We start from the raw sequence: 26756 nt of genomic DNA, 5'->3' as shown, positions 1-26756 counted from the left end.
GAGGAAGAAAGATTATTATCTATAGGTAATAATACTGAAATATTATATTTTTCGATTGATTCTACCAATTCATGAATGAAAAAAATTGTGTGTTAGGATATAATAATATTATTGTATTGGAGATTCATTCTGGAATTTCCTTTTTTTATGGGCTTCATTTGTTTAGTTTATCTCCCTAATGAATCGGGAAATGAATTATAGTTGTATATGTTTTTATAATAATAATTAGATTTAGTAGAGGGGTTTGGTTTAATGGAGATGTTAGAAAATTTTATTAGTGAGACAAATGATGTGTTATGGTCTTCCGTATTGATCATCATGTTGATTGGATTGGGTCTTTATTTTTCCGTCCGCACGAAGTTTGTCCAATTCAGAATGGTAGGGGAAATGTTCCGGCTATTGGGCGAAGGGGCCACAGCGGATAAAAAAGGTGTAACATCCTTTCAGGCATTTTGCATAAGCACGGCTTCCCGGGTAGGAACGGGTAACCTTGCAGGTGTTGCCATCGCGATCACGATGGGCGGTCCTGGAGCCGTTTTCTGGATGTGGTTAATAGCACTGATTGGAGCTGCTTCCGCATTCATTGAAAGTACACTTGCTCAAATTTATAAGGTCAAGGATGGGGATGCATTCCGCGGCGGTCCTGCGTATTATATGGAAAAAGCATTGAATGCCCGTTGGATGGGCATCACTTTCGCAGTGTTGATTTCGCTTACATTTGGACTAGCTTTCAACTCAGTACAAGCCAATACGATTACAAGCGCATTCAACGAATCGTTTGGGATTGAAAAGTGGGTTACGGCTGTCATCCTGGCTATCGTCACGGCTGTCATCATTTTTGGCGGGATCAAAATGATTGCAAAGGTATCTGAAGTAATCGTCCCGATCATGGCAGGAGCCTATGTGATAGTGGCGTTGATTATCATCATCATGAATATTACCGAGTTACCGAGTGTCATTGCTTTGATTTTTGAAAGTGCATTCGATGGGATTAGAGAAGTGGCTGGCGGAGTATTGGGAGCAGCCATGATGCAAGGAATCAAGCGCGGCCTGTTTTCAAATGAAGCAGGTATGGGTAGTGCACCTAATGCTGGTGCGACGGCTGATGTCAGTCATCCTGTCAAACAAGGGCTCATACAGTCTCTAGGTGTTTTTGTCGATACGCTCATCATTTGCAGTTCGACTGCCTTCATCATTTTGTTTTCAGGTCTTTATACATCGAAGGAAACGGATGGAATCGTCCTTACCCAAAATGCCCTTGGAACGGCATTGGGATCATGGGCTGGTATTTTCCTTGCCATCATTGTACTGTTATTCGCCTTTAGTTCCATTGTGGGCAACTATTATTATGGAGAGTCGAACATTGGCTTCATCAATGAAAATAAGGTTTGGTTAAATATCTATCGTATCGCAGTCGTAGGGATGGTTGTATTCGGTTCGCTTGCCTCATTGGAATTTGTTTGGGGACTGGCTGACTTGTTGATGGCCCTTATGGCCATTATCAACCTGATTGCCATAGCATTACTTGGGAAGATCGCTTTTGCTGCACTGGCGGATTATCAAAAGCAAAAGAAAAGTGGAAAAAATCCAGTCTTCCATGTGAACAATATTAAAGGTTTGAAGAATGTGGAATGTTGGGGTGACCCATCCGATAATGTGGATGTGAAGAAGGAGGGCTAAGCTCTCATTAAGCTTACAAGTAAGTCCTTGAAAGGGGATTTTACTTGTAAGCTTTTTTTGCATTTTCCCTCCTTTTTTTATCATTATTGAATATTGCTTCGCTTTTTACACAAAATACCTTTGTCTTTAATACTGCTGTAAAACGATGTTTGGACAATTTGAAAACTAGGAGTGAAAAAAATGGATAGCAAGCAATCAAAAAATGAATCTTCAGAAGTCGCCGGAAGAATATATGATGTCAGTGATTATAAACGGGAAGACCCTTTATCTTCTGGACTGGCCAGAACCCACGAACAAGTTTCGGATACTTATGCGGAAGGCGAGATAAAGGCAGTCATTGATGATGTAAACGGAAGAGATATTGAGATTGCAAAAGAAAGATCTAAAGAAGAAAGGTAATAAAATTCGTTTTTTAGAGACAAGAATTATCGCCTGCTATTTTATAGATATATCGGTGTGATCCCCTAGCTTCTTGAAAGATGAAACAAGAGCTAGGGGATACTTAATTAATAAATCCTTTCTGTCTCCAACTTTTGAAGCAATTCCTCCTTCGTTCTTGGGAAAAGATCCCTTTCTGCAGGATTCCTTGATTGAAGAAGGGCTTGAAACATTTCAAAAACCCACGGTTTCTCCAGATGTGCCAGCAGCAAAACGTCTTCATCATGGAAAACGGATACAGGGTCCCCTTGGTATATGACCTTACCATCGTTCATGACAATGACTTCATCAGCCCATTGATAGGCTAAATTAACATCATGAGTTGATAGGATAATCGTTTTGTCAGGGTGGTGGATACTGTCCAGCAGAGCCATTATCTGTCTTGAGAAATAAGGATCCAATCCAGCGGTAGGCTCGTCCAAGAGCCAGACATCTGGTTCCATGGCGAGTATCCCCGCAATGGCGACACGTTTTTTTTGCCCAAGGCTCAAAAAATGGGTAGGTCTGTCTTTCAGTTCCGTTACTTCCGTTTGAGCCATTGCCCAATTTACTTTCTTCTGGACTTTAATACTATCCCATCCTAAATTCATCGGTCCAAACGATATATCCTGTTGTACATTGGCGGAAAAGAGCTGCGAGTCGGGATCTTGAAAAACGATCCCGACTTGCTTTCGTATTGATAATAATGATTTACGGTCATATTTCATTTTCTTGTCCTTAAATCTGATTGTTCCTGCTGTAGGTTGTAAAAGACCATTTAAATGGAGGAATAAAGTCGATTTGCCGGCACCATTATTGCCTAATAATGCAATCTTTTTACCATGTTGAATCGTTAGCGAAAGATCGTTTAAAGCGAACGTTCCATCTGCGAATTGATGGGTGAGACCTTCTATATGAAAAATATGCTCGTCCATTGTTGGGTTGCCTCCAATTTACAAATATCCATTAATAAAGATTAAGCTTCCTAATATTACAATCGCGATCAGCCAATTGCGTGAGGAGTAGGTGTAAGTATCCTCGATATAGGAAAGGTTCTCCTGATAGCCTCTTGCGTTCATGGCCATCGTCAATTGCCCAGAGCGCTGCAATACTCCTAAAAATAATGATGAGATCAGTAATCCGAGAGATCGCATGCCTTTCCTTAACGAACCATATCCCAGTCGTGAAGCTTGTGATTGGTGAATGGCCAAAGCTGTATCTAAAAATATAAAGATGAAGCGATAGGTCAATTCTATTAAATCGATCAATAAGGAAGGCACTTTAAGTTTTCGCAGCACGGATAGGATGACGGTAATGGGTGTAGTCAAGGTCAGGAAATATAAACAGCTGATACTGCCGAATACGACAGTGATCAAATTGGCCACTGTACCGATGCTGTCATCGCTGATGAATATTTGCCAGTTTCCGACCTTCCAGGACCACCATATATTCGATAGCAAAGTAAATTTACTTGTGAAAGAAAAAAGAATGGTAATTGTTCCCGATAGTATAAAGAAACCTGGCAATAGAAGTAATTTTAGATAATAGAAAAGCGGGATTTTTGCCGCAAAAATGATTAAAGCGCTCATCACCGTGAAAGTGATGAGCGAGACGGTCATATCCCTTACCGTTAACGAAAACAGCAAAAGGGAAAGTGCAAAAACCATCTTTTCCAACGGATGTACATCCTTTAGCCCATTGAAATAGGCATATTTATCAATGAGTAACATGCTTTGATTTTTCGGCCAATTCTTGTTTGGTTTGCTTATTCCTTTGTCTCATTACGCCAATGAAGTATCCAATGAAACCAGCTCCGATTGCAGCTTGAAGCGCAAATAATAAGCTTTCGGTTTCTGCACCTGGCGGCTCCCAAATACTGTTGAACCATGGCTTGTATTCAGGATGGATTTTAGTGATGGCTTCTTCAGCTTCGCCGTCGGCACCGCCAAATTCCGTTCCTTGTTGGGTGATTAACGGAATGGTTGCAAGAATGACGACCAGGAAAAGCAGCAGTAAACTTTTTTTCATGTTAACGGGCCTCCTTAGATAAAACTCGAAGCAATTTCAATTCGCCTAGATTGTATTTTTTCAAGAAATTCATCACGACGACTGTCAATAACCCCTCACTGATTGCCAAGGGAATTTGGGTCAGGGCAAAAATCCCTGCAAATTTACTGAAAGAGGCCATGAATCCTCCTATCTCGGATGGAAAAGCAAGAGCAAGTTGAACGGAAGTGACCACATAGGTTCCTAAATCTCCAAAAGCAGCTGCCAAGAAAACGGCAAGTGAAAAAGACCAACCCAATTTAATTGCGCCTTTGTAGACAAAGTAAGCAATGAACGGTCCGCAAACGGCCATGGAAAATGCGTTGGCCCCTAATGTCGTCAATCCTCCGTGAGCGAGTAAAACAGCTTGAAATAACAGAACGATGCTGCCAACGACACTCATGGCCAATGGTCCGAATAATATGGAGCCCAAACCAACTCCGGTAGGGTGTGAAGAACTTCCCGTAACGGAAGGTATCTTTAGGGCCGATAATATAAATACAAATGCGCCCGATAGACCAAGTATCATTTTTGTTTCTGGGTTTTCCCTTACTTTGGACCTAATGGACCGGTAACCCAAGATTAAAAATGGAAGTGTCACGGCCCACCAGAATATAGCCCATTCAATGGGTAAAAAGCCCTCCATGATATGCATGGCCATTGTCCGTTTTGGGACAAAAAGCAGTAAAATGACAAAATAAATAATTTTCCAATTGGTTCTTTTCATTCTTTCTCCTTTCAACACTTTTAATTTTTCTGATCAATCTTTAGAAGAAAAGCGGCGCCCAACATAAAAAGCACTTCTCTCAAAGAAAGAAGTGCGTAATGAACAGGAATTTTGCAGCATGAACCAACCATGGGCCATTCTGCCTGATCCGCACACCCATCCTCGTAGGCTGAAACAGTTTCACGCTTCATGGCAGGTCTCCTGGCTTTGGTTCATCATCCCATTACATCCTTCCCATCTCATTTGACAGTGGATTAAAGTTAAAGTAATAGGACTTCCCTTTACAGTGGCGGGACCGCTCCGGATTTTCACCGGCTTCCCTTTTAAGCTGAATTCCGAGAAATTCAACACCATGAAACTTATGTAATTATTGTGAAAATTCTCGTATAGTGTACCATAAAGAAATAATTCCAGCTACACTCTCTTTTTTTTTTTCTGGACGAAGTTTGTTGAGATGAAAGGATTGTAACTGGTTTTACACTATTAAACTTTTCTAAACAGTCGGAATAAACTATTGAATTTTGATAAAGTTGTTATATGATAGATAAAGTTAGTTAGAAATGTATAATAAAAACCAAATATTTCATTTTAAAAGTGCTCTTGTGTGAATAAGCAAGGGATAATAGGGAAATCGGTGAAAATCCGATGCAGCCCCCGCTACTGTAAACGCTGATGAAATTGTCGATAGCCACTGGCATGATGCCGGGAAGGGACAAAGTAAAATGAAGCGTAAGCCAGGAAACCTGCTTTTAAAATTGCATGATACTTTTCGGAGGGAAAGGTAGAAGGACTATGACGATTTTGGGAGGATTTGGCATGCTTGCCTTTGGCTCCTCATTCATATAGTTTTTTAAACCTTGACTCTTAAGTTAAGGTTTTTTATTTTGCCTTTTCCCTGAACGCAGGAGGAAGAATATGACTACTTGGAACTTAATGGGTACAAATACACATCTGTTGATTTGTAATGGGAGCAGCTGCATGAAAAAGGGCGGGGAAGAAGTAACCCAAGCGATTCGCGATGAAATTACTTCCAAAGGACTGGATTTGAAAATCCATACAACCAGGACACGATGTAACGGAAGATGTAAGGATGCCTGCGTTGTGATTGCCTATCCCCAAGGAAACTGGTATCGAGTGGAAACGCCTGATTTCGGTCGGAAGATTGTCAGCCATATCAATGATGGGGAGTTGGTTCCACAGATGATCTACCAATTCAATGATGGGGAAATGACCCCTAATCCAGATTTTCCTGCTCATACAGGTATTTCAAAGAACAAAGCGTAAAAGGAGATGTCTTAATGAGTACAAACGGTAAATTATTCGTCGTGGGCTTTGGGCCAGGGAATTTTGAACACATTACCAAACGTGCTGTCGAAGCCCTTCAAGAAAGTGACTACATCATTGGTTATAAAACGTATGTTGAGCTCATTCAGGGACTGCTTACAGATCAAACGATCATTAGTACGGGGATGACTGAAGAGGTGTCACGTGCTCAGGAAGCAGTGAAACAAGCGGAGCTGGGAAAGAAAGTTGCGGTGATTTCCAGTGGAGATGCCGGAGTTTACGGGATGGCAGGGTTGGTTTATGAAGTATTGATTGAAAAAGGCTGGAAAGAAGAAACTGGAGTGGCCATTGAAGTCATTCCTGGCATTTCTGCAATCAACTCATGTGCGTCTTTGCTTGGGGCACCAGTCATGCACGATTCGTGTACGATCAGCCTCAGTGATCATTTAACTCCTTGGGAACTGATCGCTAAAAGGGTGGAAGCAGCTGCAATGGCAGACTTTGTCATTGCACTGTATAACCCGCGCAGCGGCAGGCGGACCAGGCAAATTGTTGAAACACAGAAAATTCTCCTTCGCTACCGTTCGCCAGATACACCTGTCGGGTTGGTGAAAAGTGCTTACCGCGATAGGCAGGATATTGTCATAACCAATTTGAAGGATATGTTGAATCACGATATTGGGATGTTGACCACCGTCATTATCGGTAATTCATCCACTTTCTTATATGACGACAAAATCATCACACCAAGAGGCTATCAGAGAAAATATACTTTGAATTCGGAAAAGCAACCATTGAAGCCGCATCAGCGTCTGCAAAAAGAAGCGGAACCTTGGGCATTGGATCAAGAAGCCTTAACCGAGTCTGCTGGAGGAGTTGGATTACTTACAAAGGCACCAGAAAAGAAGCCAGCTTCCTTTGAAATGGCAATGGAGGCCCTGTCAAGAGTCAAGGGTCAAACCGTTCAGCAATCCATTAAGCCGATGGTTCATCAAAAAATGGAGTCGGTATTCGAACTTGCCGTTAGTCCAGGTGTGGCGAATAAACAATTCACTCCCAAACAAATGATGACACTTGCGGAAGTTGTCGGGGAAAAAGGAACGATGGAATACACGCCAAATCATAAAATCGTATTAAAGATTCCGACAACGGATCCGGAAGTCATTACGGGGAAATTGCAATCAGCAAACTTTCTATTATCGCCGATTGGAGATGTACTGACATTAAAAGCCTGTGATTTCTGTGATGGTGAAAAAGCGGAATCCATTCCTTATGCGGATGAAATACACCGGGTGCTTGGCGGAATGAAAATGCCCAAGGAACTGAACATTGGTTTTAATGGGTGTGGGATGGCTTGTTATAGTGCTGTGATGGATGATATCGGGATTGTCTTCCGAAAAGGGAAGTTCGACTTATTTCTTGGCGCTAAACCGGTTGGAAGAACAGCCCATCCAGGTCAGCCGGTTGCGGAAGGCATTGAACCGGAACAGCTTGTTGAACTGATCACGGACATTGTCGGAGAGTATAAGCAAAATGCCCATCCAAATGAGCGGCTTTTTAAATATTTCAAACGTTCGAAAAAGATACAGAATTTTTCTTATCAGGACATCGCTCCCAAAATAAACATAGAGCCTGCGCCTTGTGAAGACTAATCAAGAGGGGGAAAGTAAATGAAAGCAGTTTTGTTCGTAGGACACGGAAGCCGGTTGGCTTCGGGAAATGAAGAAGTCCTTCATTTTATTGAAAATATGATTCCGGCATTGGATGATCGCTTCCTGGTGGAAACGTGTTTCTTGGAATTTGCGGCACCGAATATATCCAAAGGCATTGATAATTGTGTAAAACGAGGGGCTACTGAAGTTATTGTCATACCGATCATTTTATTGCATGCGGGACATTCGAAATTACATATCCCAGCTGAAATAGAGGATGGGAAAAACAAGTATCCAGAAGTGAAATTCACATATGGTCAAACGATCGGGGTACACCATGATGTATTGACGATCCTGACAGACCGTCTTGAGGAAGCGGGATTCGATACAACCTCTGAACAGGCTGAGACAGCAATATTGCTAATTGGCCGAGGTGGCAGTGATGCTGATGCAAATAGTGATATATATAAAATTTCACGATTATTATGGGAAAAATTAAACGTTAAATGGGTCGAAACGGCCTTCATGGGTGTAACGGACCCGCACGTTGATGAAGGTATTGAGCGATGCATCCGGTTAGGGGCAAAAAAAATAGTGATGCTGCCATATTTCCTCTTCACAGGGGTTTTGATGGAAAGAATGGAAGGTATGCTGAAAGGCTATCAAGAGCTATATCATGATCGAGAATTCATTTTGGCGAAGTATTTTGGGTATCATCCAACATTACAGAACATTCTGCAAGAACGAGTAATAGAAGCTAGTGAAGGCAGATCAAGCGGGGCACTTGATTTGGAAAACTATCGTAAACATGTCGAAGAACATGGACATGCCCACCATCATCACCATCACGATCACGATCACGACCATGATCACGATCATCATCACGACCATGACCACCATCACGATCATGATGGGCAAGTGGTGGGGACGTCAAAATGATTTTGTTCTTGGCTGGTACGAGTGATGCAAGGGAATTAGCGATTGAGATGCAGCAGGTGGGATTCAAGGTTTTGGCAACTGTTGTAACCGAATCGGCGGCTAAGAGTTTGCAAGATGCAGGGATATCCACCATGATTGGCCGATTAACTGCAGAGGATATGACATCTTTAATCTCCGAAAAAGGTTTTCAGGCTGTAGTTGATGCAAGTCACCCATTTGCCGAAGAAGCATCCAAGAACGCCCTTAACGGTGCAAAGGCTGCAAATGTTCCTTATATTCGTTATGAGCGTGAAAGTCAACGGTTTCAGAATGATAAATTGATAGTTGTCCGTGATTATGAGGAAGCTGCCAAGCTTGCCGCTTCAAAACGGGGAGTCATCATGCTCACGACCGGAAGTAAAACCTTAGCGGTGTTCGCAAAAGAATTGGTAGGGCTCGAGAATACCAGAGTCATAGCGAGAATGCTGCCGCGCATGGACAATATGGAAAAATGTGCACAGCTGGGCATTGAACAAAAAAATATCGTTGCGATTCAAGGGCCTTTTTCCAAAGAATTGAATAAAGCTTTATATGAACAGTATGGCGTCACATTGATGATAACGAAAGAAAGTGGCAAGGTCGGTGCGGTTGATGAGAAATTGGAAGCCGCGTTGGAATGTGGAATAGAGACGATCATGATATCGCGACCGGATGTTGACTATCAAAATGTTCATTCTAGTTTTGATCATGTCATTGCCGAGTTGAATAATCAGTTAAATGAAAAATAGGAGGAATGCAAGATGGATTTTAAAACGGATTTTAAACCACTAACGGTAGACCCTGACAAAATATATGATTATAGCTTTTCGATCATAGCAGAAGAAATGGGCAATCATGATTTTTCTGAAGATGAATGGAAGATCGTCCGCCGGGTCATTCATGCTTCAGCGGATTTTGAATTGGGAAGAAGTGTCATCATCCATCCAAATGCCATTCAAGCTGGTGTGGAAGCCATTCGCAAAGGCAGACATGTCATTGCGGATGTGCAAATGATAGAGAGCGGAACAGGCAAAAAAAGATTTCAAAAACATGGCGGGGACGTTCATTGCTATATCTCAGATCCAGATGTGATGGTCGAGGCAAAACGTTTGAATACGACAAGGGCGATCATTTCGATGCAAAAAGCCGTAAAGGAAAATGAAGGGGGCATTTATGCCATTGGCAATGCACCTACAGCTTTACTTGAGCTCATTCGCCTTATTAAAGAAGGGATTGCAAAACCGGACTTAATCATTGGAATGCCTGTTGGGTTTGTTTCTGCAGCGGAATCGAAAGAGGAACTCGCTAAGATCACAGAAGTTCCATTCATTACGAATATTGGCCGAAAAGGTGGAAGTACTGTCACTGTTGCAGCATTGAACGCGATTTCCCTTTTAGCTGATAGTTAAAAAACATGGAAAAGAAAGTAAAAAAAGACCCCTCACAAATGCGTCATGGGTATACGACGGGGGCATGTTCGACTGCCGTGACCAAAGCGGCATTGACCGCATTGATCACGGGGGATGCACTTGAGGAGGCAACGATTTCCTTGCCAATCGGCCGGGATGCCACTTTCACTATTGAGAAATATGATATATCGGAAAATGCGGTTAGTGCTGAAACGATCAAAGATGCCGGAGATGATCCCGATGCCACCCATCTGGCACATATTATCTCTACTGTCAGCTGGTCGGATGCACCTGGGATTATCCTGGATGGAGGGACCGGAGTTGGTCGTGTGACCAAACCCGGGCTTCCCGTTCCTGTAGGAGAAGCGGCGATTAATCCTGTACCGCGCAAAATGATTTTAACCACTGTGCAGCAAACATTGGAAGAATTTAAGATCAATAGAGGAGTGAAAGTCGTCATCTCCGTGCCCGCAGGTGAAGAAATAGCGAAAAAAACATTAAATGGCCGTTTGGGGATTGTAGGAGGCATTTCCATTTTGGGAACAAGGGGCACTGTCGTCCCTTTTTCCAGTTCCGCCTATATGGCAAGTATCGTCCAGGCTATCAGTGTCGCCAAAGCGAGCGGGTGCGAGCATCTTGTCTTAACGACTGGCGGGCGCAGTGAAAAGTATGCGATGGGCCTTCTCCAGGATTTACCTGAGGAAGCCTTTATAGAAATGGGTGACTTTGTAGGCTTCTCACTTAAGCAATGTAAGAGGCAGGGAATTAAAAAGGTATCACTGGTCGGCATGATGGGTAAATTTTCCAAAGTGGCCCAAGGTGTGATGATGGTGCATTCAAAAAGTGCCCCGGTCGACTTCGGTTTTCTATCCGAAATAGCCCAAAGCGTCGGAGCTGATGATGATCTTGTTCTTGAAATCAAGAATGCAAACACTGCGTCACAAGTCGGGGACATGATGTCAGCTATTAATAATTTTGATTTTTTTAATAAACTATGTGAATCCTGCTGTCACTCTGCCATAAAGCAAGTGAAGGGCGGCATTGAAATGGAAACGGCGATTTATTCGTTGAAAGGACAATTATTGGGAAGGGCTGTTGGAATTGAGTCAATCGATTAAATTAATCGGGATAGGGGATAACGGTCAGGAAAGCTTACTGCCCCAATATGCCCAATGGATAGAAGAAAGTGAAGTGCTGGTCGGAGGTGAACGGGTCCTATCCTTCTTTCCGAACTATTCTGGCAAGAAGATTGTCATAAAGGGCGGTTTGAAAAAGGTGGTGGAACAACTGCAGGATGAAATTCGTCCAACAGTTGTTTTAGCTTCCGGTGACCCAATGTTTTATGGAATGGGAGGCTACCTTTCCAGCAAAATCAACATGGAGGTTTACCCGTATTTCAGTTCAATTCAGCTTGCTTTTGCAAAAATGGGGGAAAGCTGGCAAGATGCCTTCCTAGTAAGTATTCATGGCCGCAGTATGAAAGGGCTGGCCCAAAGGATTGATGGGAAAGCGAAAGTTGCCTTGCTTACAGACAGCGAAAATAGTCCCAATCAACTGGCTAAATATCTCCTTTCATTTGGAATGACTGAATACCGGGCATTTGTGGCTGAAAATCTTCAAGGAGAAACCGAAGACTTTGGCTGGTATGAACTTGATGAAATGATGGAGCGGGAATTCTCCCCGTTGAATGTCGTCATTTTGAAAAGAAAATCGGAAGGTCCAAGCTGGTCCTTGGGGATAGAAGATGAAGAATTTTCGCAGCGGAAGCCGGATAAAGGACTCATAACCAAAAAGGAAATTCGGGTATTAAGCCTGCATGCGTTGAAGCTCACGAAAAACAGCATCGTTTGGGATGTTGGGACGTGTACGGGCTCAATGGCAATTGAAGCGGCCAAGCTTGCATCCGAAGGTCAAATTTTCGCGATTGAAAAAAATGAGCCTGATTTAGAGAACTGTAATCAAAACCAACGTAAATTCCGTACCGATATTACGGCTATTCATGGTAAAGCCCCGCAGGGATTGGAAAATTTTCCTGATCCTGATGCGATCTTCATTGGCGGGACTGGCGGAGAAATGTCAGAGCTAATCAATACATGCTGCAAACGTCTTAAAGAAGGCGGCAGGATCGTTCTGAATGCTGCAACGATTGAAAATCTTTACCGGGCTAATGAGGCATTTGCGGAAGCTGGTTTTCACACTTCCATCATGCATGCGCAAATCTCCAGAAGTAAGCCAATATTGGGAATGAACAGATTTGTTCCGCTTAATCCGGTTTATATCATTACTGCACAACGAAAGGAAGACATGAATGAGTAATCTTGGTACATTATATGGCCTTGGCGTGGGCCCGGGCGATCCAGAGCTTATTACAGTAAAGGCATTTCGCGTGATTCAGGAATCTCCGGTCATTGCGTATCCCAAAAAAAGAAAAGGGAGTAAAAGCTACGCCCATCGCATAGTTGAAGTTTACATTCGTCCTGAAGAGAAGGATATGCTTGGCCTTGTTTTTCCGATGACGAAAGATCAAGCGATTTTGGATCGGGAATGGAACGGAACGGTTGAAAAAGTTTGGCAAAAATTAAATGAAGGAAAAGATGTTGCTTTCGTTACGGAAGGCGATCCGCTTTTATATAGTACGTTCATACATATGATGAAATTGATGCAGGAGTTGCATCCCGAAGTCGAAATCAAGACAGTCCCGGGCATTTCTTCGTTTAATGGATCAGCGTCAAGGCTGGGCATCGCTTTGGCTGATGGTGATGATCATGTTGCGATAGTTCCTGCTAGGGATGATTATGAAGCAATGAAGAAGGCGATCGAAGATCATGATGCCGTGGTGTTCATCAAGGTGGCAAAGGTCATCGATTTAATGATTACCGTTTTAAAAGATTTGGACTTGCTCGAAAAGGCCTCGGTCGTAACCAAAGTCACTTCCGATGAAGAAGTGATTTGGAAAGTAAGTGAATTGGAAGGACTTGAACTAGAGTACTTAACATTGATGGTGGTGAGAAAATGAAGATATATATTGTAGGTGCCGGCCCGGGTGACCCGGATTTGATTACTGTAAAAGGATTGAACATTCTCCAAACGGCTGATGTGATTTTATATACGGATTCATTAGTGAATGAAGAATTGATTGCTAAGTCAAAACCAGATGCCGAGGTGCTGAAAACGGCTGGAATGCATTTGGAAGAAATAGTTGGCATTATGGTTGATCGCGTTAAAGAAGGAAAGATGGTTGCCAGAATCCATACAGGAGATCCTGCCATGTACGGCGCAATCATGGAACAAATTGTCCTATTGAAGAAAGAGGGTATTGGTTATGAGGTGATCCCTGGCGTAAGTTCGGTATTCGCCTCGGCAGCGGCAATAGGAGCAGAGCTGACCATCCCTGATTTAACCCAGACACTCATATTAACGAGGGCTGAAGGACGTACGCCTGTTCCGGAGTTTGAGAAGTTACGTGATTTGGCAAGTCATCATTGTACGATTGCCCTTTTCTTGAGTGCGACCTTGACTAAAAAAATCGTTAAAGAACTCCAGGAAGCCGGTTGGAAGGATGATACACCGGTCGCAGTCATACAACGGGCAACATGGCCGGACCAAAAAATCGTCCGTACCACGTTAGTGAACTTAGATGACGATATGCGTCAAAATGGTATCCGCAAGCATGCGATGATTTTGGCTGGATGGGCGTTAGACCCTACCATCCATGATAAAGATGAATACCGTTCCAAACTATATGATGCGAGTTTTACCCACGGTTTCAGAAAAGGTGTTAAACCATGATCATTGAATTGAAAGAAGCGGAACTTGCTCCCATTAAACGGTCCCATACTTATGCGATCGTAGCGATTACAAAGCATGGTGTCGAGCTGGCACGAAAATTACATACCGTTTTTTCGAATTCCGATCTATATTACATGAGCAAGTTTGAAAAAGGGGACGAAGAGCATAAACAGATCCAGCTTTTTTCGGGCAGTGTCCGGATGCTATTGCCAGCTTTATTCAAGGAATATAAAGGAATCATATTAATTATTTCACTCGGGGCAGTAGTGAGGATGATTGCACCAATTTTGAAGGATAAGAAAACGGATCCAGGTGTCGTGGTCATTGATGATAAAGGGGAAAATGTTATCAGTGTACTTTCAGGGCATCTGGGAGGGGCAAATGAACTGACTAAGGAAGTTGCTGCAGCCCTTGATGCAAGAGCTATAATCACCACGGCTTCGGATGTACAAAAAACGATTCCTGTCGACTTATTCGGCCAGCGCTTCGGCTGGATTTGGGATTCTGCAGAAAAATTGACGCCAGTAAGTGCGTCCGTTGTAAATGAAGAGCATGTTGCCGTTGTACAGGAGTCAGGTGAACGGAACTGGTGGCCTTATGAAACGGCATTACCTGAACGAATTATCGTATACCCATCCATTGAAGAAGCACTTCAAGCAAAGCCGCAAGCAGCTCTGGTCGTGACTCACCGCATGCTTAACCAGTCGGAAAAGAGGATCCTGGAAAATGGGATCTTATATCGTCCGAAGGTCATTGCTCTCGGTATCGGGTGCAATAGGGGAACGGCGGCTGCTGAAATTGAACAGGTGATTGCAGAAACACTAGCCGATTTATCATTTTCCTTAAAAAGCGTTAAAGCGATCTGTACAATTTCCTTAAAGAAAGACGAAGTCGGTTTGATTGAAGTTGTTGAAAAATATGGCTGGCAATTCGTGCATTATGAACCGGAAGAGCTTAATCAAGCCAAAATCGAAGCGCCATCAGATACAGTATTTAAATACACGGGTGCTTATGGTGTGAGTGAACCGGCTGTGAGGATTTATACTAAAGCTGAACAATTGGAGCTGGTTAAGAAAAAATCGGGGAACGTAACCATATCAGTTGGGATCATTCCTTTTTAAGGAGGGAGAAACAAATATGAACGATAGAAGATTGGTAATTGCGGGTACCGGAAGCGGTGTCGGTAAAACGACATTGACCATCGGAATCATGGCAGCCCTCCAAAAGAAAGGCTATATTGTTCAAGGGTTCAAATGTGGTCCTGACTATATTGATCCTACTTATCATACCGCAGTTACAGGACGGATTTCACGCAATCTTGACAGTTGGATGTTTGAACATGACACAGTCCGAGAAATTCTTAACAAAGCAGGTACCGGAGCCGATATATCGATCATCGAAGGAGTCATGGGCTTTTTCGATGGCAAAAGTCCTTTAGCCAATACAGGATCGACGGCTGAAATCAGCATCATCACGGAAAGCCCTGTCCTGTTGGTAGTCAACTGTGCCAGCATGGCCCGGAGTGCAGCTGCCATCGTAAAAGGATTTCAGGACTTTTCGACCGGTCCGAACATCATTGGTGTCATTGCCAATCAAGTGGGAAGTGCAGGTCATTACAAAATTGTCAAATCAGCCATTGAGCAAGAATGCGATGTACCGGTGCTGGGTTATATGAAGCGGGAAATGGATATTGATATTCCTAGCCGTCATTTGGGTTTAATTCCTGCTATTGAACGCGGGGAACTAAATCCGTTTTTCGATAAGCTTGCACAATTAGTCATGGAAACGATCGATATCGATCAGTTGTACCGTTTGTCCAAGACTAGCTCCGTTTCCAGTGGAAACTCAAATATATTTCAAGCCCAAAACGAAAAGGACGTGTGCATTGCCGTCGCAAAAGATGCAGCCTTCAATTTTTATTATCAGGAAAACCTTGAGTTACTTGAAGCATTTGGGGCGAACATCAAGTATTTTTCTCCATTAAAAGGGGAAGAAGTTCCATTGGATGCTGATGGTTTATACCTTGGAGGCGGTTTTCCTGAGGAATTTGCAGCTGAACTTTCCGGTAATGTGGGTGCTATCAGATCCATCAGAAGCTCCATTGAAAAGGGAATGCCGACTTTAGCGGAATGTGGCGGTTTCATGTTTTTGAGCAAATCGATTGAAACAACTTCCGGAGAAACGCATCAGATGGCAGGAATGATACCGGGCAGGATTAAAATGCAGAAAAAGCTTGCAGCACTTGGGTATCGTGAAATTACAGGAACTCCAGGCAATTTTTTGATCAATGAAATGGAGCAGGCAAAAGGTCATGAATTCCACTACTCGACATTTGAAGCGGATGATGAACTCACACATGCTTATGAAGCCAAAGGCAGATTCGGTTCGAAACAAGAGGGGTGTGTATTAGGTAACCTTGTTGCTGGGTATACTCACTTTCATTTTGCTTCCAATCCAACACTTGCAAAGAACTGGATCGATGCTTGCTTAAAACAAAAAAACAGATCTGCCCAAGAAACTATCAACTAGGAAAAGTATTTTTTGAAGATTAAGAGGAGGCGCGAGCATGAAACCGGGAAAAGTTCATCTGGTCGGTGCGGGTCCCGGAGATCCGAAACTGATTACGGTATATGGACTGGAATGTATCCAAAAGGCGGATGTCATTGCATATGACAGGCTTGTCAATCCAGAACTATTAAACTATGCAAAAGAAGGTGCAGAACTGGTGTATTGCGGGAAATCACCAGGGAAACATCATCTCATTCAAAATGAAATACATGAACTTTTAGTGGAAAAAGCCTTACAGGGGAAAAACGTCACCCGTCTGAAGGGTGGAGATCCATTTGTCTTTGGTCGGGGCGGTGAGGAAGCGGAGATACTGGCTGCTAACGGGATTGAATATGATATCGTCCCGGGAATCACAGCGGGAATCGCAGCACCGGCTTATGCGGGCATCCCGGTAACCCACCGTGATCATGCCTCAAGTTATGCCATTGTGACAGGCCATGGCCGTGATTACAAGGGGCAGGATAACCTGAATTGGCAGGCATTGGCTCAAGGCATCGATACCATCGCCTTTTATATGGGAATAGGTAATATGCCGTTCATCTGTGAAAAATTGATGGAGCATGGCAGGGACGGTAAAACGCCAGTGGCTGTCATTGAATGGGGCACCACAAATGAACAAAGGACGATTACCGGTACTTTGAGTTCGATTTCTTTGAAGGCTATAAAAGAAGAAATTCAAAATCCTTCTATCTTTCTAGTAGGGGATGTCGTCCAATTAAGAGAAAAAATCCAATGGTTTGAAAGAGTGATTGAATCAGATTCCATTAAGGAAGGGAATGAGTCGGAATGTCCATCATTCAAGAATTGAAGGAACGCCGGGCAATAAGGAATTACGAAGAAAAAGAAGTGGAAGACGAAAAAATCAGGCAGCTATTGGAAGCGGCTACCTATGCCCCTAACGACCGAATGCGTGAACCTTGGAGTTTTTATGTAATCAAGGGAGAAGCGAAGCACCGTTATGAAAGATTGGCAGAAAGGTATTTACATGAACGCTTCCCAACAAAACCAAAATTGATTGACAGTTCACTGGAAGTTGTAAAGACAACACCGCTGATCATTGTCGTGACTTCTGATATTATACCTGACGATCCGGATTCATCCGAAGACAATGTATTCGCTTCTTGTTGTGCCGTCCATTCGATGTGGCTTGCCGCAAAAGAACTTGGTCTTGGATTCGTTTGGCGCACTAGAGGAGTGGGTCTTGTCAGGGATGAACGCCTGCACGAATTTATCGGTTCACCGGAAAACAAAAAAGTGATCGGCACCATTTTTGTCGGATACCCTAAAGGCGATCAACCGGTTCCTGCTACTAAAAGGACTTCATACATAGATAAAACAGTTTGGCTATGAAGGTAGGTGAGTGAGTGGCACGCAGAGGATTAATGCTTATTTATACGGGAAACGGGAAAGGGAAGACGACTGCCTCATTAGGGATGACTTTAAGGGCAATCGGCAGAGGAATGAATGTCAAATACCTTCAGTTCATAAAATCTCCAGAGCGTACATATGGGGAAGCATTGGCTTTGAGAAAATTAGGAGTTGAAATGGAACAGTTAGGTATTGGTTTTACATGGACCAAAACACCAGAAGAGCATCGCAATGCATTATCGTTAGCTTGGGAAAAGGCGAAACTGGCACTTAATGATCCGGACATTGATTTACTTGTTTTGGATGAGTTGAACAATGCGTTAGCGATCTCCAAATTCCCGATTGAAGATGTCTTGCCAATGGCTGAAGTCATCGACGCAATTCGAAATCGTCCCGCTCATATGCATATAGTCATTACCGGCAGGGATGCCAAGCCAGAGCTCATGGAAATGGCGGATTTGGTTTCATCGATTGAGGCGACCAAGCATTATTATGATGAGGGCATCGGCGCTGTCAAAGGATTAGAGTTTTAGGGGGTGAACGTATTGAAGGCACGATCCATCATGATACAAGGGACGTCATCTGATGTAGGGAAAAGTTTGATTTGTACGGCATTTTGCCGTGTATTTTCCAATAAAGGATTACATGTCGTCCCATTCAAATCACAAAACATGGCATTGAATTCTTATGTAACCTTGGATGGCGGTGAAATCGGACGGGCTCAGGGAGTACAGGCGGAAGCGGCACGGATCACGGCAACGACCGATATGAATCCGATATTACTGAAACCGAAGCAGGATATGGTCTCGGAAGTCATCGTGCACGGAAAGCACTTTCTTGATATGAATGCAAAAAGCTATCGGTCCCAATTTGTCCAGGAAGCCATGCCCATCATCCAAAAATCGGTGGAAAAACTTCAAGAAGAATATGACATCATCGTGCTCGAAGGGGCAGGAAGTCCGGCTGAAATTAACCTTAAGGACCGGGATATAGCGAATATGCGAATGGCTAAACTCACGGATGCGGCTGTCATTTTAGTGGCCGATATTGACCGTGGTGGAGTATTTGCGTCCATCATCGGGACACTTGCCTTATTGGATCAAGACGAACGCGATAGCGTAAAGGGGATCATCATCAATAAATTTCGTGGCATGCGTGAATTATTGGACGATGGCATTGAATGGGTGGAAAAGGAAACCGGGATTCCGGTTCTCGGGGTGCTGCCATATATAGACGTGAATATTGAAGCGGAAGATTCACTTGCCCTCTCTTCCTTACGTTTTAAAAAACCTAAAAAGGCTGAGTTTCCGATCGATGTAGCCGTCCTGAGATTTCCGCGGATCTCCAATTTTACAGATGTGGATCCTTTTTTTGATGAACCCGGAGTAGGTGTCCGCCTGGTAAGCAGTGTCCATGAGTTAGGTAATCCCGATCTGCTTATTTTGCCGGGTACAAAAAACACGATGGAAGATTTAGAGTGGTTGAAATGTATGGGCTTGGATCGGGCCATCAATGAATTGCGGAAACAAGGAACGATGATATTCGGCATATGCGGCGGTTTTCAAATGCTAGGTACTAAACTTTTCGATCCCGATGCGGTCGAGGGTGACGGTGAGGACGCGGAAGGGCTTTCGCTTCTCCCGGTGGAAACCATATTTCAAGCGGAAAAGAAAACGGTACAAATGGAAGGTGTCCTTTCTGCCGGGATAATGGAAGGTCAAATGAATCTTAATGGTTTCGAAATACATTTAGGCAGAACGACATTGAAGTCACAAGTAAGGCCCTTTCTTTTATTGAAGGATGGAAGAGAGGATGGAGCCATTTCCAATGACAACAAGGTAATGGGCACATATCTTCATGGGATATTCCATAATCGCTTGTTCACTAGATTACTAGTTAACCAAATTCGACGGGACAAGGGGTTGGAAGAAGTGAAGGAAAACGTTCAAAGCGACTTGGAGCGTAGGGAGGAAGCGTACAATCTCTTGGCTTCCCATTTGGAGGAAAACATTGATATGGATACCATCTATCAATGGCTTCAGCTGGAAACTGCAGAAAGTTGAAAAAGGGTCATTAGGCTTCAAAAATGTCAATATAGAGCTATTATTCCTTTTATTTAACCATATTAAGTGACAGAGGCATACAAGATATGTTATGTTGTCTTCTCTACATACTTTATACAAAATAAAAGGATGAGGTGTTCATATGAATAAAACAGAATTAGTGAGCAGTGTTGCAGCACAAGCTGAACTGACAAAAGATGACGCAAAAAAAGTAGTGGACGCATTGTTTGAAACAATCACGGCTACACTTGCTAAAGAAGAAAAAATCCAATTAGTTGGTTTTGGTACATTTGAAGTGCGTGACCGTGCTGCTCGTACAGGAAGAAACCCGCAAACTGGCGAAGAAATACAAATTGCAGCTAGTAAGGTGCCAGCTTTTAAAGCAGGTAAGGAATTAAAAGAAGCTGTAAAATAAAAGATGAACGAAGAAAAACCTGGCGATGCAATATTCGCCAGGTTTTTTTGTTCACTGTCTGATTTTCATCCTTGTACAGGGCGATTCGGAAAACGGTAAATTATTTTCATTTAACAGGGCTTATGACAGTCGTTTATAAATATTCGTACCATTTCAATCGAAGGCATTCAGGGCGTTCTCATGACCAGCAATGGAATAAGCCCACTCCATGAAGCAGTAATGGAATGTAACACAAATGAAAAATAATTATAGTACTTATTAATAAGGTTTATACTGTGACTATGTTAGGCTAAATGAATAACAAGTTTTAAAACTAAAATAAAGAGGTGAAAGATATGCTTAAGAAAATAATGAAAAAAATCAAACAACTTTCCCAAGGCAGCAGTGAGCGAAGACATGGGCATTATCGCCGAGGCAGCAGTAGCAGCCGAGGGTACAAAAGGTATCCCATGAGTGGAAGTGACCGCTACAAGAGAAAAGGGCGGGGCAGTAGCAGCTAATTCAATTTCTTTGACTTCAATGCAGCCTGCAGGTCCACTGAGATTTCTTTAATATCTGAATAAGGTTCTTGGATGCTTAATAACCTTTTCAGTAAATGCACGGTTTCTTTTTCTAACGAAAGCTCTTCTGTCCAAGGAAGAGCCTTTTTATGTTTGGAAGCGTACGTCGTATAAAGCATATATAAAAGTATTTCCCCCAAGTCGTAAAAATCCTGTCTTTTCAGCTGCAAAATGGAGTCTTTTGCGAGATCGGCCGAATTGATCATTTTAGACAAACCAAAGTCTATCAAAATGGGCTGATGGTTCTTAATTAAAATATTTGGTATACGTAAATCTTGATGGAAAATGTCATGGTCATGTAGATAAGATACTAAACCGACCAGCTCCTCAAGAAAAAATAGTGACTCTTTCTCATTGAAAGTTAATTGATTCAAGAAAATATGGTCTTCTAAATTTTCCCCTTCAATGAAATCCATCACAAAATAAAAATTTCCGTCATGTGAAAATTTCTCGTGAAATTTGGGGATGTTTTCGTGGTTTAACATTCGTAATATGGAGATTTCATTTTCAAACTGTTTCAGCTCTTTTTTGCTGCGGCGTTTACTTTTCCGGAGCTGCTTGATCACTATATTTTCATTCATTTTCAAATCATTGCAAAGATAAACAATACCGTAGCTTCCTGTTCCGATTACAGCTTTTACCTCGTAGCGGTAATTCAAAACCACTCCTTTTTTTAAAGGAATATCCACAATAAATTGGTAGAACTTTCTAAAGGAACGCAAAATTGAAACTTCCCTCACCACTTTCATATTTTCGAGTCAAGACCAAAAAGCATTATTAACTATGCTGGAAATGAATGATCATGGATAGTTTAACACTGATTTTTGCTAATGCGGTAATGAAAGTCTTTTATTCGGGGAGTTCTTTTATACGATAGTTCACAATTAAAAAAAATTCCTTAAATTTCATATTATGAAATTATATGATTTTTAAAATTATTATGTTTACTATAATGAATTCATAATAAAAGAGTAGGAGGTGATAAGATGGATGGGCGCGAGTTGAGAAATTGCTTTGGTAAATTCCCAACCGGAGTCACGATAGTGAGCTGGTTTGATGGGAAAGTTCAAAAGGGCATTACTGTGAATTCATTTACCTCGGTTTCCTTGGATCCCCCGCTTGCTTTAGTATCAATTCATAAAGAAGCAAAAGCCTGCACTAGCATGAATGATAAATCTTTTACCATTAATATTTTGTCGGATGAACAGGAATCCATAGCATGGAAAATTTCTGGAAGTAAACAGGAAACACTTAAAATTGACTGGGATATCAAGGGGATCTCGCCAAAAATAAATGGAAGTGTTGCTTGGATGGAATGCAAACCATGGAAAGAGTATGATGCTGGTGATCATGTATTGTTCATCGGTGAGATTCAGGAGATACATTCCGAAGATTTGGAAGCGCTTACTTTTTATCGAGGGAAAATGGGGTCAGCTAAACAACTTGTAAAATAAGGGGGATTCTTATGGGCATTAAAACCGGCGAAGAATATATTAATAGAATTAAATCAAGGAAGCCAGAAGTCTGGCTTGGTGGACGAGTGGTTGAGGATATTTATAATGAGCCAATTTTTAATCAGCCGATACAAGAAATTGCGAAGTTGTATGACATTCAACATGAACCGGAATATCAAGACGAAATCACCCACATTTGCAAAGAAACCGGAGAACGTGTGAACAATGCTTTCTTATTCCCGAAGACATCGGAGGATTTGCAAAAAAGAAGTAAATTATTTGAAGTGTATGCAAGGATGACATATGGACTTATGGGGAGAACGCCGGACTTTTTAAATGTCGTGGTCACTTCCATGGCACATAACTCCTGGTTTCTTGATAAATACAACAAAGACTGGTCAAAGAACATCAAGGATTATTATACCTATATTCGTGACAATGATTTATTCTTAACGCATGCGATCATTAATCCTCAAAATGATCGAAGCAAGCAATCTCATGAACAAAAAGAAACATATACCCACTTAGGGACCGTTGAGGAAAAAGAAGAAGGAATACTTGTACGCGGTGCAAAAATGTTAGCAACCCTGGCACCGATTACAGATGAGGTGATTATCTACTCTTTCCCAGGATTCACACCAGGGGATGAACGTCATGCGGTAGCATTTGCATTGCCGATCGATACGCCTGGATTGCGCATAATCTGCCGGGAACCAATGCAGGACGGAACACGCTCGATGTTTGACCATCCATTGGCCTCCCGCTATGAGGAAATGGACGCCCTGCTTGTATTTAATGATGTCCTGGTTCCTTGGAATCGCGTCTTCTTATACAACAATGTGGAGGCGGCGAACCGCTTGTATCCCATGACGGGGATCGCTGAACAGCCTGCTCACCAATCAGGCGTGCGTGGATATATTAAACTGGCATTTGCCGTTGAGGTTGCTTGTAAAGTGGCAGACTCTATCGGAGTCGATGGATTCCTGCATGTACAGCGTGATTTGGGTGAACTTGTTCAATCCGTCGAAGTCATCCGTTCACTGCTTCGGGTTGCGGAATATGAGTACACGATTAATGACTACGGTGAGGCCCGGCCAAATCCGGATGCATTGGAAACGATTCGAGGTTTCCTTCCGGAGATGTATCCCCGTGCCATAGAGGTCATACAGACCATTGGAGCTGGAGGGCTGTTGATGTCACCAACAGGGGCCGACTTTGATAATCCGGAATTGCGCAGTGATATCGATAAATATTATGGAGGACGTAGCGGAGTTTCAGCGGAAGAGCGGGTTCGGGTGTTTAAACTTGCTTGGGATTTATGCGGGGAAGCATTTGGGCAGCGCCTCCTTCAATACGAGCGTTATTACACGGGTGATCCAGTTCGGAAAAGAGCCATCTTTTATAATAAATATAAGAAAAATAGAAACTTTACAATGGTTGATGAAGTACTTAACAAACCGATGGAAGTAGCCATCGATGTGGTTAAGCAGTAACTTTAATAGTTGAATAGGGAGGGGGGGCCGTCATGATTTCGTCCGTTGAGAAGTTAATAAAGATACTTGATTTATTCACTAATGAAGAACCTTCACTTGGAAATAAGGAAATAGCTGAAAAATTGAATATGAGTCCAAGTTCATCACATCATCTAGTGAAAACGATGTGCAATGATGGAATGTTAATCCAAGGTAAAGATCGAAAATACCGGCTTGGGTGGAAGTTACTTGAGTGGAGCAGTAAAGTCATGTATCAGCAGGATATACATTATGAAGCAGGTCCAATTATCAGTAATCTTGTCCTGCAATTTAGAGGGAATTCCCATATTGGGATGTTTCACGAAGGTGAAGTCAGGTTTGTGATGAAAATGTCGTCCCCTCATGCTGAGCATTTGACCACACATATAGGAGCAAGAAAACCAGCTTATTGTACGAGCAGCGGGAAAGTATTACTTGCGTTTAACCCATCCTTTATTCAGCCTACCCTTGCAAAAGGGCTATTGAAGCATTCAACTAACACGATTACTTGCATTAACCAATTGAATGAAGAATTAAAGGCCATCCGCAAACAGGGATTTGCGATCAGTGATGATGAAAATGATTTTGGCTTATATGGAGTTGCTGCCCCCATTAAATCATACAATGGCCAAGTTATTGCAGCACTTAACCTTGTCGGGGATCGAAATTATATGATAGGGAAAGAAAAAACGAGAATTATTCAGTCTGTTATACGATCGGCACAAATGATTTCAAAACAAGTTGGTTATATGTCGTTAATGTAAATTTTTTGACTATTATGAAAACGAAAACGGGAGGTAGTTTATTTATGAAAGGATCTGCTCAATCTTCAAAATTACAGGCTAGATCATTAAACGTATTGAAAGTTATTGAAGACAATAAAAATTTATTGAAACCGCCGGTTAATAACAAAGTGCTTTGGGAAGATTCCGAATTCATTGTCATGCTTCTGGGTGGTCCGAATTATCGGCGTGATTTTCATGTAGACCCTTCAGACGAGCTATTTTATCAAATAAAAGGCTCCTGCTATGTAGAATGCATCAACCAAAACGGCGAACGCGAAGTAGTGGAGGTGAAAGAAGGGGAAATGTTCATGCTGCCCGCTGATGTACCTCATTCTCCTCATCGTGTATCAGATACTTACGGCATTGTCGTAGAGCGCAAGCGTGCTAATGATGAACTTGAAGATTTTGTTTGGTTCTGCGGGGATTGTAACCATGAGATGCACAAAGTTACGATCCAATTGACCAATATAGAGGTCCAGGTGAAAGAAGCCATTGAAGCCTTCAACAGTAGTAAAGAACTTCGCACTTGTAGTGAATGCGGTCATGTCATGTCAGAAAACGTTGAGGCATGGAAATGCGAATAGATTTTCATACACATATTCTTCCGTTGGACCTGCCGGACTTAACCGGTGAATTTGGTCAGGGACGCTGGCCAGTGCTAGAGCGGAAATGTTCTTGCGGGGCGGATATCATGGTAAGCGGAAAGCTGTTCAGGAAAGTGACTGACCAGGTATGGGACCCGGAAAAGCGCATTCAGGATATGGATGCTGAAGGAGTCGATATGCAGGTGCTCTCACCGGTTCCAGTGACGTTTTCATACTGGGCGCCAATTGACCAGGCGCTATACATGTCCCAGTTCCAGAATGATTTTATCGCTGAGACTGTGAACAGGCATCCTGACAGGTTCATCGGTCTCGGTACTGTACCGCTTCAGGATTTGAAAGTGGCAATTGGCGAAATGGAACGTTGTAAATTTGAGCTTGGTCTGGCGGGGATCGAAATCGGTACTAACGTAAACGGAGAGAATCTGGATTCACCTGTTTTATTGGAATTCTTCCAAATGGCTGAAAAATGGAATGTCCCGCTGTTTATCCATCCATGGGAGACAATGGCAAAAGACCGAACGGAACGGCATAACCTCATGTATACAGTGGCGATGCCGAGTGAAACGGCATTGGCGGCAGCAAGCATTGCATGGAGTGGCGTCATGGAAAAGTTCCCGGATCTGAAAATCTGTTTTGCACATGGCGGCGGCTCATTTCCATATATTTTACCGCGGATCGATCAGGGATGGGAAGTATGGCCTGAATTAAGAAAAACTTCAATGCCACCAAGCCATTATGCACAAAAGTTTTATTTCGATTCCCTGAACTATGACGCCCGGAATATTCAGTATCTGATTGACCGTTTTGGAAATAAGAAAGTGCTGATGGGTTCCGACTATCCATTTTTATTGAGAGAAAAGCCCCCAGGCCGGGTGATTGATGACACTCTAAATCTTTCTGATGAAGTGAAAGCGAATCTTCTTGGAAGAAATGCATTAAGGTTTTTAAATTTGGAATCGCGAGGGGATAAGCATGGAAAAACAGATTAAAGCACCAGAACAAGTGCTTGAGGAACTTGGAATCATGCTTGAGCCGCCAAGGGAAGCGGTCGGCAACTATGTCAGCCACGTCCGGGTGGGAAATTTGATTTTCACATCCGGACAAGGTGTTGATGATTTCCACGGCAAGATTGGCAAAGAGCTGTCGGAAGAGGAAGGGTATCAGGCAGCGAGACAGTCAATGATTAATCTTCTGAGGGTGCTGAAGGATGAGCTTGGAGATCTATCCAGAGTGAAGAAGGTAATCAAAATTCTCGGAATGGTAAATTCAACAGAAAATTTCACAGGACAGCCCAAAGTATTGAATGGTGCATCAGATCTGCTTGTTGCCGTATTTGGAGACAGGGGCAGACATGCCCGGTCAGCAGTGGGAATGGCCCAGCTTCCAAATAACACTGCAATTGAAATTGAAATGATTGTGGAAATACAGGATTGAGGCACTTGATTTCTAAGCCAGTGTCTCAAAAA

The 26756-nt window shown here is 42.7% G+C and carries 30 protein-coding genes and 2 riboswitches; of the genes, 24 read left to right on the top strand and 6 right to left on the bottom strand.

The genetic code is table 11. From position 1 onward, the window contains the following. Positions 1–252 precede the first annotated feature (252 nt). Both J7E52_RS12480 and J7E52_RS12475 read left to right on the top strand, forming a co-directional pair. On the top strand, positions 253–1680 hold the full coding sequence (locus J7E52_RS12480; RefSeq protein WP_214746738.1) for an alanine/glycine:cation symporter family protein: 1428 nt from the start codon (positions 253–255) through the stop codon (positions 1678–1680). Between the two features lie 180 nt (positions 1681–1860). Continuing rightward, entirely contained in the window at positions 1861–2079 is a 219-nt protein-coding gene (locus tag J7E52_RS12475; protein WP_137018441.1) for a YozQ family protein, read from the top strand. Between the two features lie 107 nt (positions 2080–2186). Here J7E52_RS12475 and J7E52_RS12470 read toward each other — a convergent pair whose 3' ends face one another. From J7E52_RS12470 to J7E52_RS12450, 5 genes are all read right to left on the bottom strand, one after another. After that, the gene (locus tag J7E52_RS12470) at positions 2187–3032 is read right to left on the bottom strand and encodes an energy-coupling factor ABC transporter ATP-binding protein (RefSeq protein WP_214746736.1); all 846 of its coding nucleotides are present in this window, start codon (positions 3030–3032) and stop codon (positions 2187–2189) included. A gap of 18 nt (positions 3033–3050) precedes the next feature. Further along, positions 3051–3827: a cobalt ECF transporter T component CbiQ gene (gene cbiQ, locus J7E52_RS12465; RefSeq protein WP_214746733.1), complete on the bottom strand. Its 777-nt coding sequence runs from the start codon at positions 3825–3827 to the stop codon at positions 3051–3053. Next, positions 3814–4125 carry an energy-coupling factor ABC transporter substrate-binding protein gene (locus J7E52_RS12460; protein WP_137018444.1) on the bottom strand — a complete coding sequence of 104 codons (312 nt, stop codon included), beginning with the start codon at positions 4123–4125 and terminating at the stop codon, positions 3814–3816. The genes cbiQ and J7E52_RS12460 overlap by 14 nt, the downstream gene beginning before the upstream one ends. 1 nt (position 4126) lies before the next feature. Then, the gene (locus J7E52_RS12455) at positions 4127–4870 is read right to left on the bottom strand and encodes an energy-coupling factor ABC transporter permease (protein ID WP_214746730.1); all 744 of its coding nucleotides are present in this window, start codon (positions 4868–4870) and stop codon (positions 4127–4129) included. Between the two features lie 20 nt (positions 4871–4890). Then, positions 4891–5061: a hypothetical protein gene (locus tag J7E52_RS12450; RefSeq protein WP_214746727.1), complete on the bottom strand. Its 171-nt coding sequence runs from the start codon at positions 5059–5061 to the stop codon at positions 4891–4893. After that, positions 5045–5240: riboswitch (cobalamin riboswitch) on the bottom strand. It overlaps the preceding gene by 17 nt. Before the next feature lie 205 nt (positions 5241–5445). Then, positions 5446–5635, top strand: a riboswitch (cobalamin riboswitch). Positions 5636–5785: 150 nt separating this feature from the next. On the opposite strand from J7E52_RS12450, the gene J7E52_RS12445 reads away from it, so the two are divergent. The 16 genes from J7E52_RS12445 (at position 5786) to J7E52_RS12370 (ending at position 20375) form a co-directional block, all read left to right on the top strand. Next, positions 5786–6154: a (2Fe-2S) ferredoxin domain-containing protein gene (locus J7E52_RS12445; RefSeq protein WP_214746724.1), complete on the top strand. Its 369-nt coding sequence runs from the start codon at positions 5786–5788 to the stop codon at positions 6152–6154. A gap of 14 nt (positions 6155–6168) precedes the next feature. Continuing rightward, on the top strand, positions 6169–7806 hold the full coding sequence (gene cobJ / locus J7E52_RS12440; RefSeq protein ID WP_214746721.1) for a precorrin-3B C(17)-methyltransferase: 1638 nt from the start codon (positions 6169–6171) through the stop codon (positions 7804–7806). 18 nt (positions 7807–7824) lie between these two features. Next, complete coding sequence (locus tag J7E52_RS12435) at positions 7825–8745, top strand: sirohydrochlorin chelatase (RefSeq protein ID WP_214746719.1); 921 nt, start codon at positions 7825–7827, stop codon at positions 8743–8745. Beyond that, on the top strand, positions 8742–9512 hold the full coding sequence (gene cobK, locus J7E52_RS12430) for a precorrin-6A reductase (RefSeq protein WP_214746717.1): 771 nt from the start codon (positions 8742–8744) through the stop codon (positions 9510–9512). The genes J7E52_RS12435 and cobK overlap by 4 nt, the downstream gene beginning before the upstream one ends. 12 nt (positions 9513–9524) lie before the next feature. Beyond that, a complete protein-coding gene (locus J7E52_RS12425; protein ID WP_034312499.1) occupies positions 9525–10172 on the top strand; it encodes a precorrin-8X methylmutase in 648 nt (215 codons plus the stop codon). Positions 10173–10177: 5 nt separating this feature from the next. Next, positions 10178–11290: a cobalt-precorrin-5B (C(1))-methyltransferase gene (locus J7E52_RS12420; protein ID WP_214746715.1), complete on the top strand. Its 1113-nt coding sequence runs from the start codon at positions 10178–10180 to the stop codon at positions 11288–11290. Further along, complete coding sequence (gene cbiE / locus J7E52_RS12415; protein WP_214746874.1) at positions 11274–12488, top strand: precorrin-6y C5,15-methyltransferase (decarboxylating) subunit CbiE; 1215 nt, start codon at positions 11274–11276, stop codon at positions 12486–12488. Before J7E52_RS12420 ends, cbiE begins: the two co-directional genes overlap by 17 nt. Beyond that, complete coding sequence (gene cobI, locus J7E52_RS12410) at positions 12481–13188, top strand: precorrin-2 C(20)-methyltransferase (protein WP_098371853.1); 708 nt, start codon at positions 12481–12483, stop codon at positions 13186–13188. Before cbiE ends, cobI begins: the two co-directional genes overlap by 8 nt. Beyond that, a complete protein-coding gene (cobM, locus tag J7E52_RS12405; RefSeq protein WP_214746713.1) occupies positions 13185–13961 on the top strand; it encodes a precorrin-4 C(11)-methyltransferase in 777 nt (258 codons plus the stop codon). The genes cobI and cobM overlap by 4 nt, the downstream gene beginning before the upstream one ends. Beyond that, positions 13958–15082, top strand: coding sequence for a cobalt-precorrin 5A hydrolase (locus tag J7E52_RS12400; protein ID WP_214746711.1), 1125 nt, complete (start codon positions 13958–13960; stop codon positions 15080–15082). Before cobM ends, J7E52_RS12400 begins: the two co-directional genes overlap by 4 nt. A gap of 16 nt (positions 15083–15098) precedes the next feature. Then, on the top strand, positions 15099–16490 hold the full coding sequence (locus J7E52_RS12395) for a cobyrinic acid a,c-diamide synthase CobB (RefSeq protein WP_214746709.1): 1392 nt from the start codon (positions 15099–15101) through the stop codon (positions 16488–16490). A gap of 37 nt (positions 16491–16527) precedes the next feature. Further along, a complete protein-coding gene (cobA, locus tag J7E52_RS12390; protein WP_214746706.1) occupies positions 16528–17337 on the top strand; it encodes a uroporphyrinogen-III C-methyltransferase in 810 nt (269 codons plus the stop codon). Further along, positions 17316–17879, top strand: a complete 564-nt coding sequence (locus J7E52_RS12385) for a nitroreductase family protein (RefSeq protein WP_214746703.1) — start codon at positions 17316–17318, stop codon at positions 17877–17879. The genes cobA and J7E52_RS12385 overlap by 22 nt, the downstream gene beginning before the upstream one ends. Positions 17880–17893: 14 nt before the next feature. Then, positions 17894–18430: a cob(I)yrinic acid a,c-diamide adenosyltransferase gene (locus J7E52_RS12380; RefSeq protein ID WP_214746700.1), complete on the top strand. Its 537-nt coding sequence runs from the start codon at positions 17894–17896 to the stop codon at positions 18428–18430. A 12-nt stretch (positions 18431–18442) separates the two neighbouring features. Further along, positions 18443–19960 carry a cobyric acid synthase gene (locus J7E52_RS12375; RefSeq protein WP_214746697.1) on the top strand — a complete coding sequence of 506 codons (1518 nt, stop codon included), beginning with the start codon at positions 18443–18445 and terminating at the stop codon, positions 19958–19960. Positions 19961–20102: 142 nt separating this feature from the next. Further along, the gene (locus J7E52_RS12370; RefSeq protein ID WP_063233522.1) at positions 20103–20375 is read left to right on the top strand and encodes an HU family DNA-binding protein; all 273 of its coding nucleotides are present in this window, start codon (positions 20103–20105) and stop codon (positions 20373–20375) included. Positions 20376–20871: 496 nt separating this feature from the next. Here the strand turns inward: J7E52_RS12370 and J7E52_RS12365 are convergent, their stop codons facing one another. Further along, positions 20872–21657 carry a serine/threonine protein kinase gene (locus J7E52_RS12365; RefSeq protein WP_286197699.1) on the bottom strand — a complete coding sequence of 262 codons (786 nt, stop codon included), beginning with the start codon at positions 21655–21657 and terminating at the stop codon, positions 20872–20874. Between the two features lie 264 nt (positions 21658–21921). Between J7E52_RS12365 and J7E52_RS12360 the strand changes: the two genes are divergently transcribed. From J7E52_RS12360 to J7E52_RS12335, 6 genes are read left to right on the top strand one after another with little or no spacing between them, the layout of a single operon-like run. Continuing rightward, positions 21922–22389 (top strand): flavin reductase family protein, encoded by a 468-nt coding sequence (locus J7E52_RS12360; RefSeq protein WP_214746694.1) that lies wholly within the window; start codon positions 21922–21924, stop codon positions 22387–22389. Between the two features lie 11 nt (positions 22390–22400). Continuing rightward, complete coding sequence (locus J7E52_RS12355) at positions 22401–23882, top strand: 4-hydroxyphenylacetate 3-hydroxylase family protein (protein WP_214746691.1); 1482 nt, start codon at positions 22401–22403, stop codon at positions 23880–23882. A gap of 32 nt (positions 23883–23914) precedes the next feature. Next, on the top strand, positions 23915–24664 hold the full coding sequence (locus J7E52_RS12350) for an IclR family transcriptional regulator (RefSeq protein WP_214746688.1): 750 nt from the start codon (positions 23915–23917) through the stop codon (positions 24662–24664). A 44-nt stretch (positions 24665–24708) separates the two neighbouring features. Beyond that, entirely contained in the window at positions 24709–25269 is a 561-nt protein-coding gene (locus J7E52_RS12345) for a 3-hydroxyanthranilate 3,4-dioxygenase (protein ID WP_214746685.1), read from the top strand. Further along, positions 25254–26279: an amidohydrolase family protein gene (locus J7E52_RS12340; RefSeq protein ID WP_214746682.1), complete on the top strand. Its 1026-nt coding sequence runs from the start codon at positions 25254–25256 to the stop codon at positions 26277–26279. The genes J7E52_RS12345 and J7E52_RS12340 overlap by 16 nt, the downstream gene beginning before the upstream one ends. Beyond that, positions 26263–26724, top strand: a complete 462-nt coding sequence (locus tag J7E52_RS12335; protein WP_214746680.1) for a RidA family protein — start codon at positions 26263–26265, stop codon at positions 26722–26724. The genes J7E52_RS12340 and J7E52_RS12335 overlap by 17 nt, the downstream gene beginning before the upstream one ends. The last annotated feature ends 32 nt before the right edge of the window (positions 26725–26756 follow it).

Origin of the sequence: Bacillus sp. ISL-34 (assembly GCF_018613325.1) — a bacterium.
Lineage (GTDB): Bacteria > Bacillota > Bacilli > Bacillales > DSM-1321 > Peribacillus.
Note: the sequence above shows the minus strand (reverse complement) of the source record. Positions and strands in the feature narration are given on the sequence as shown.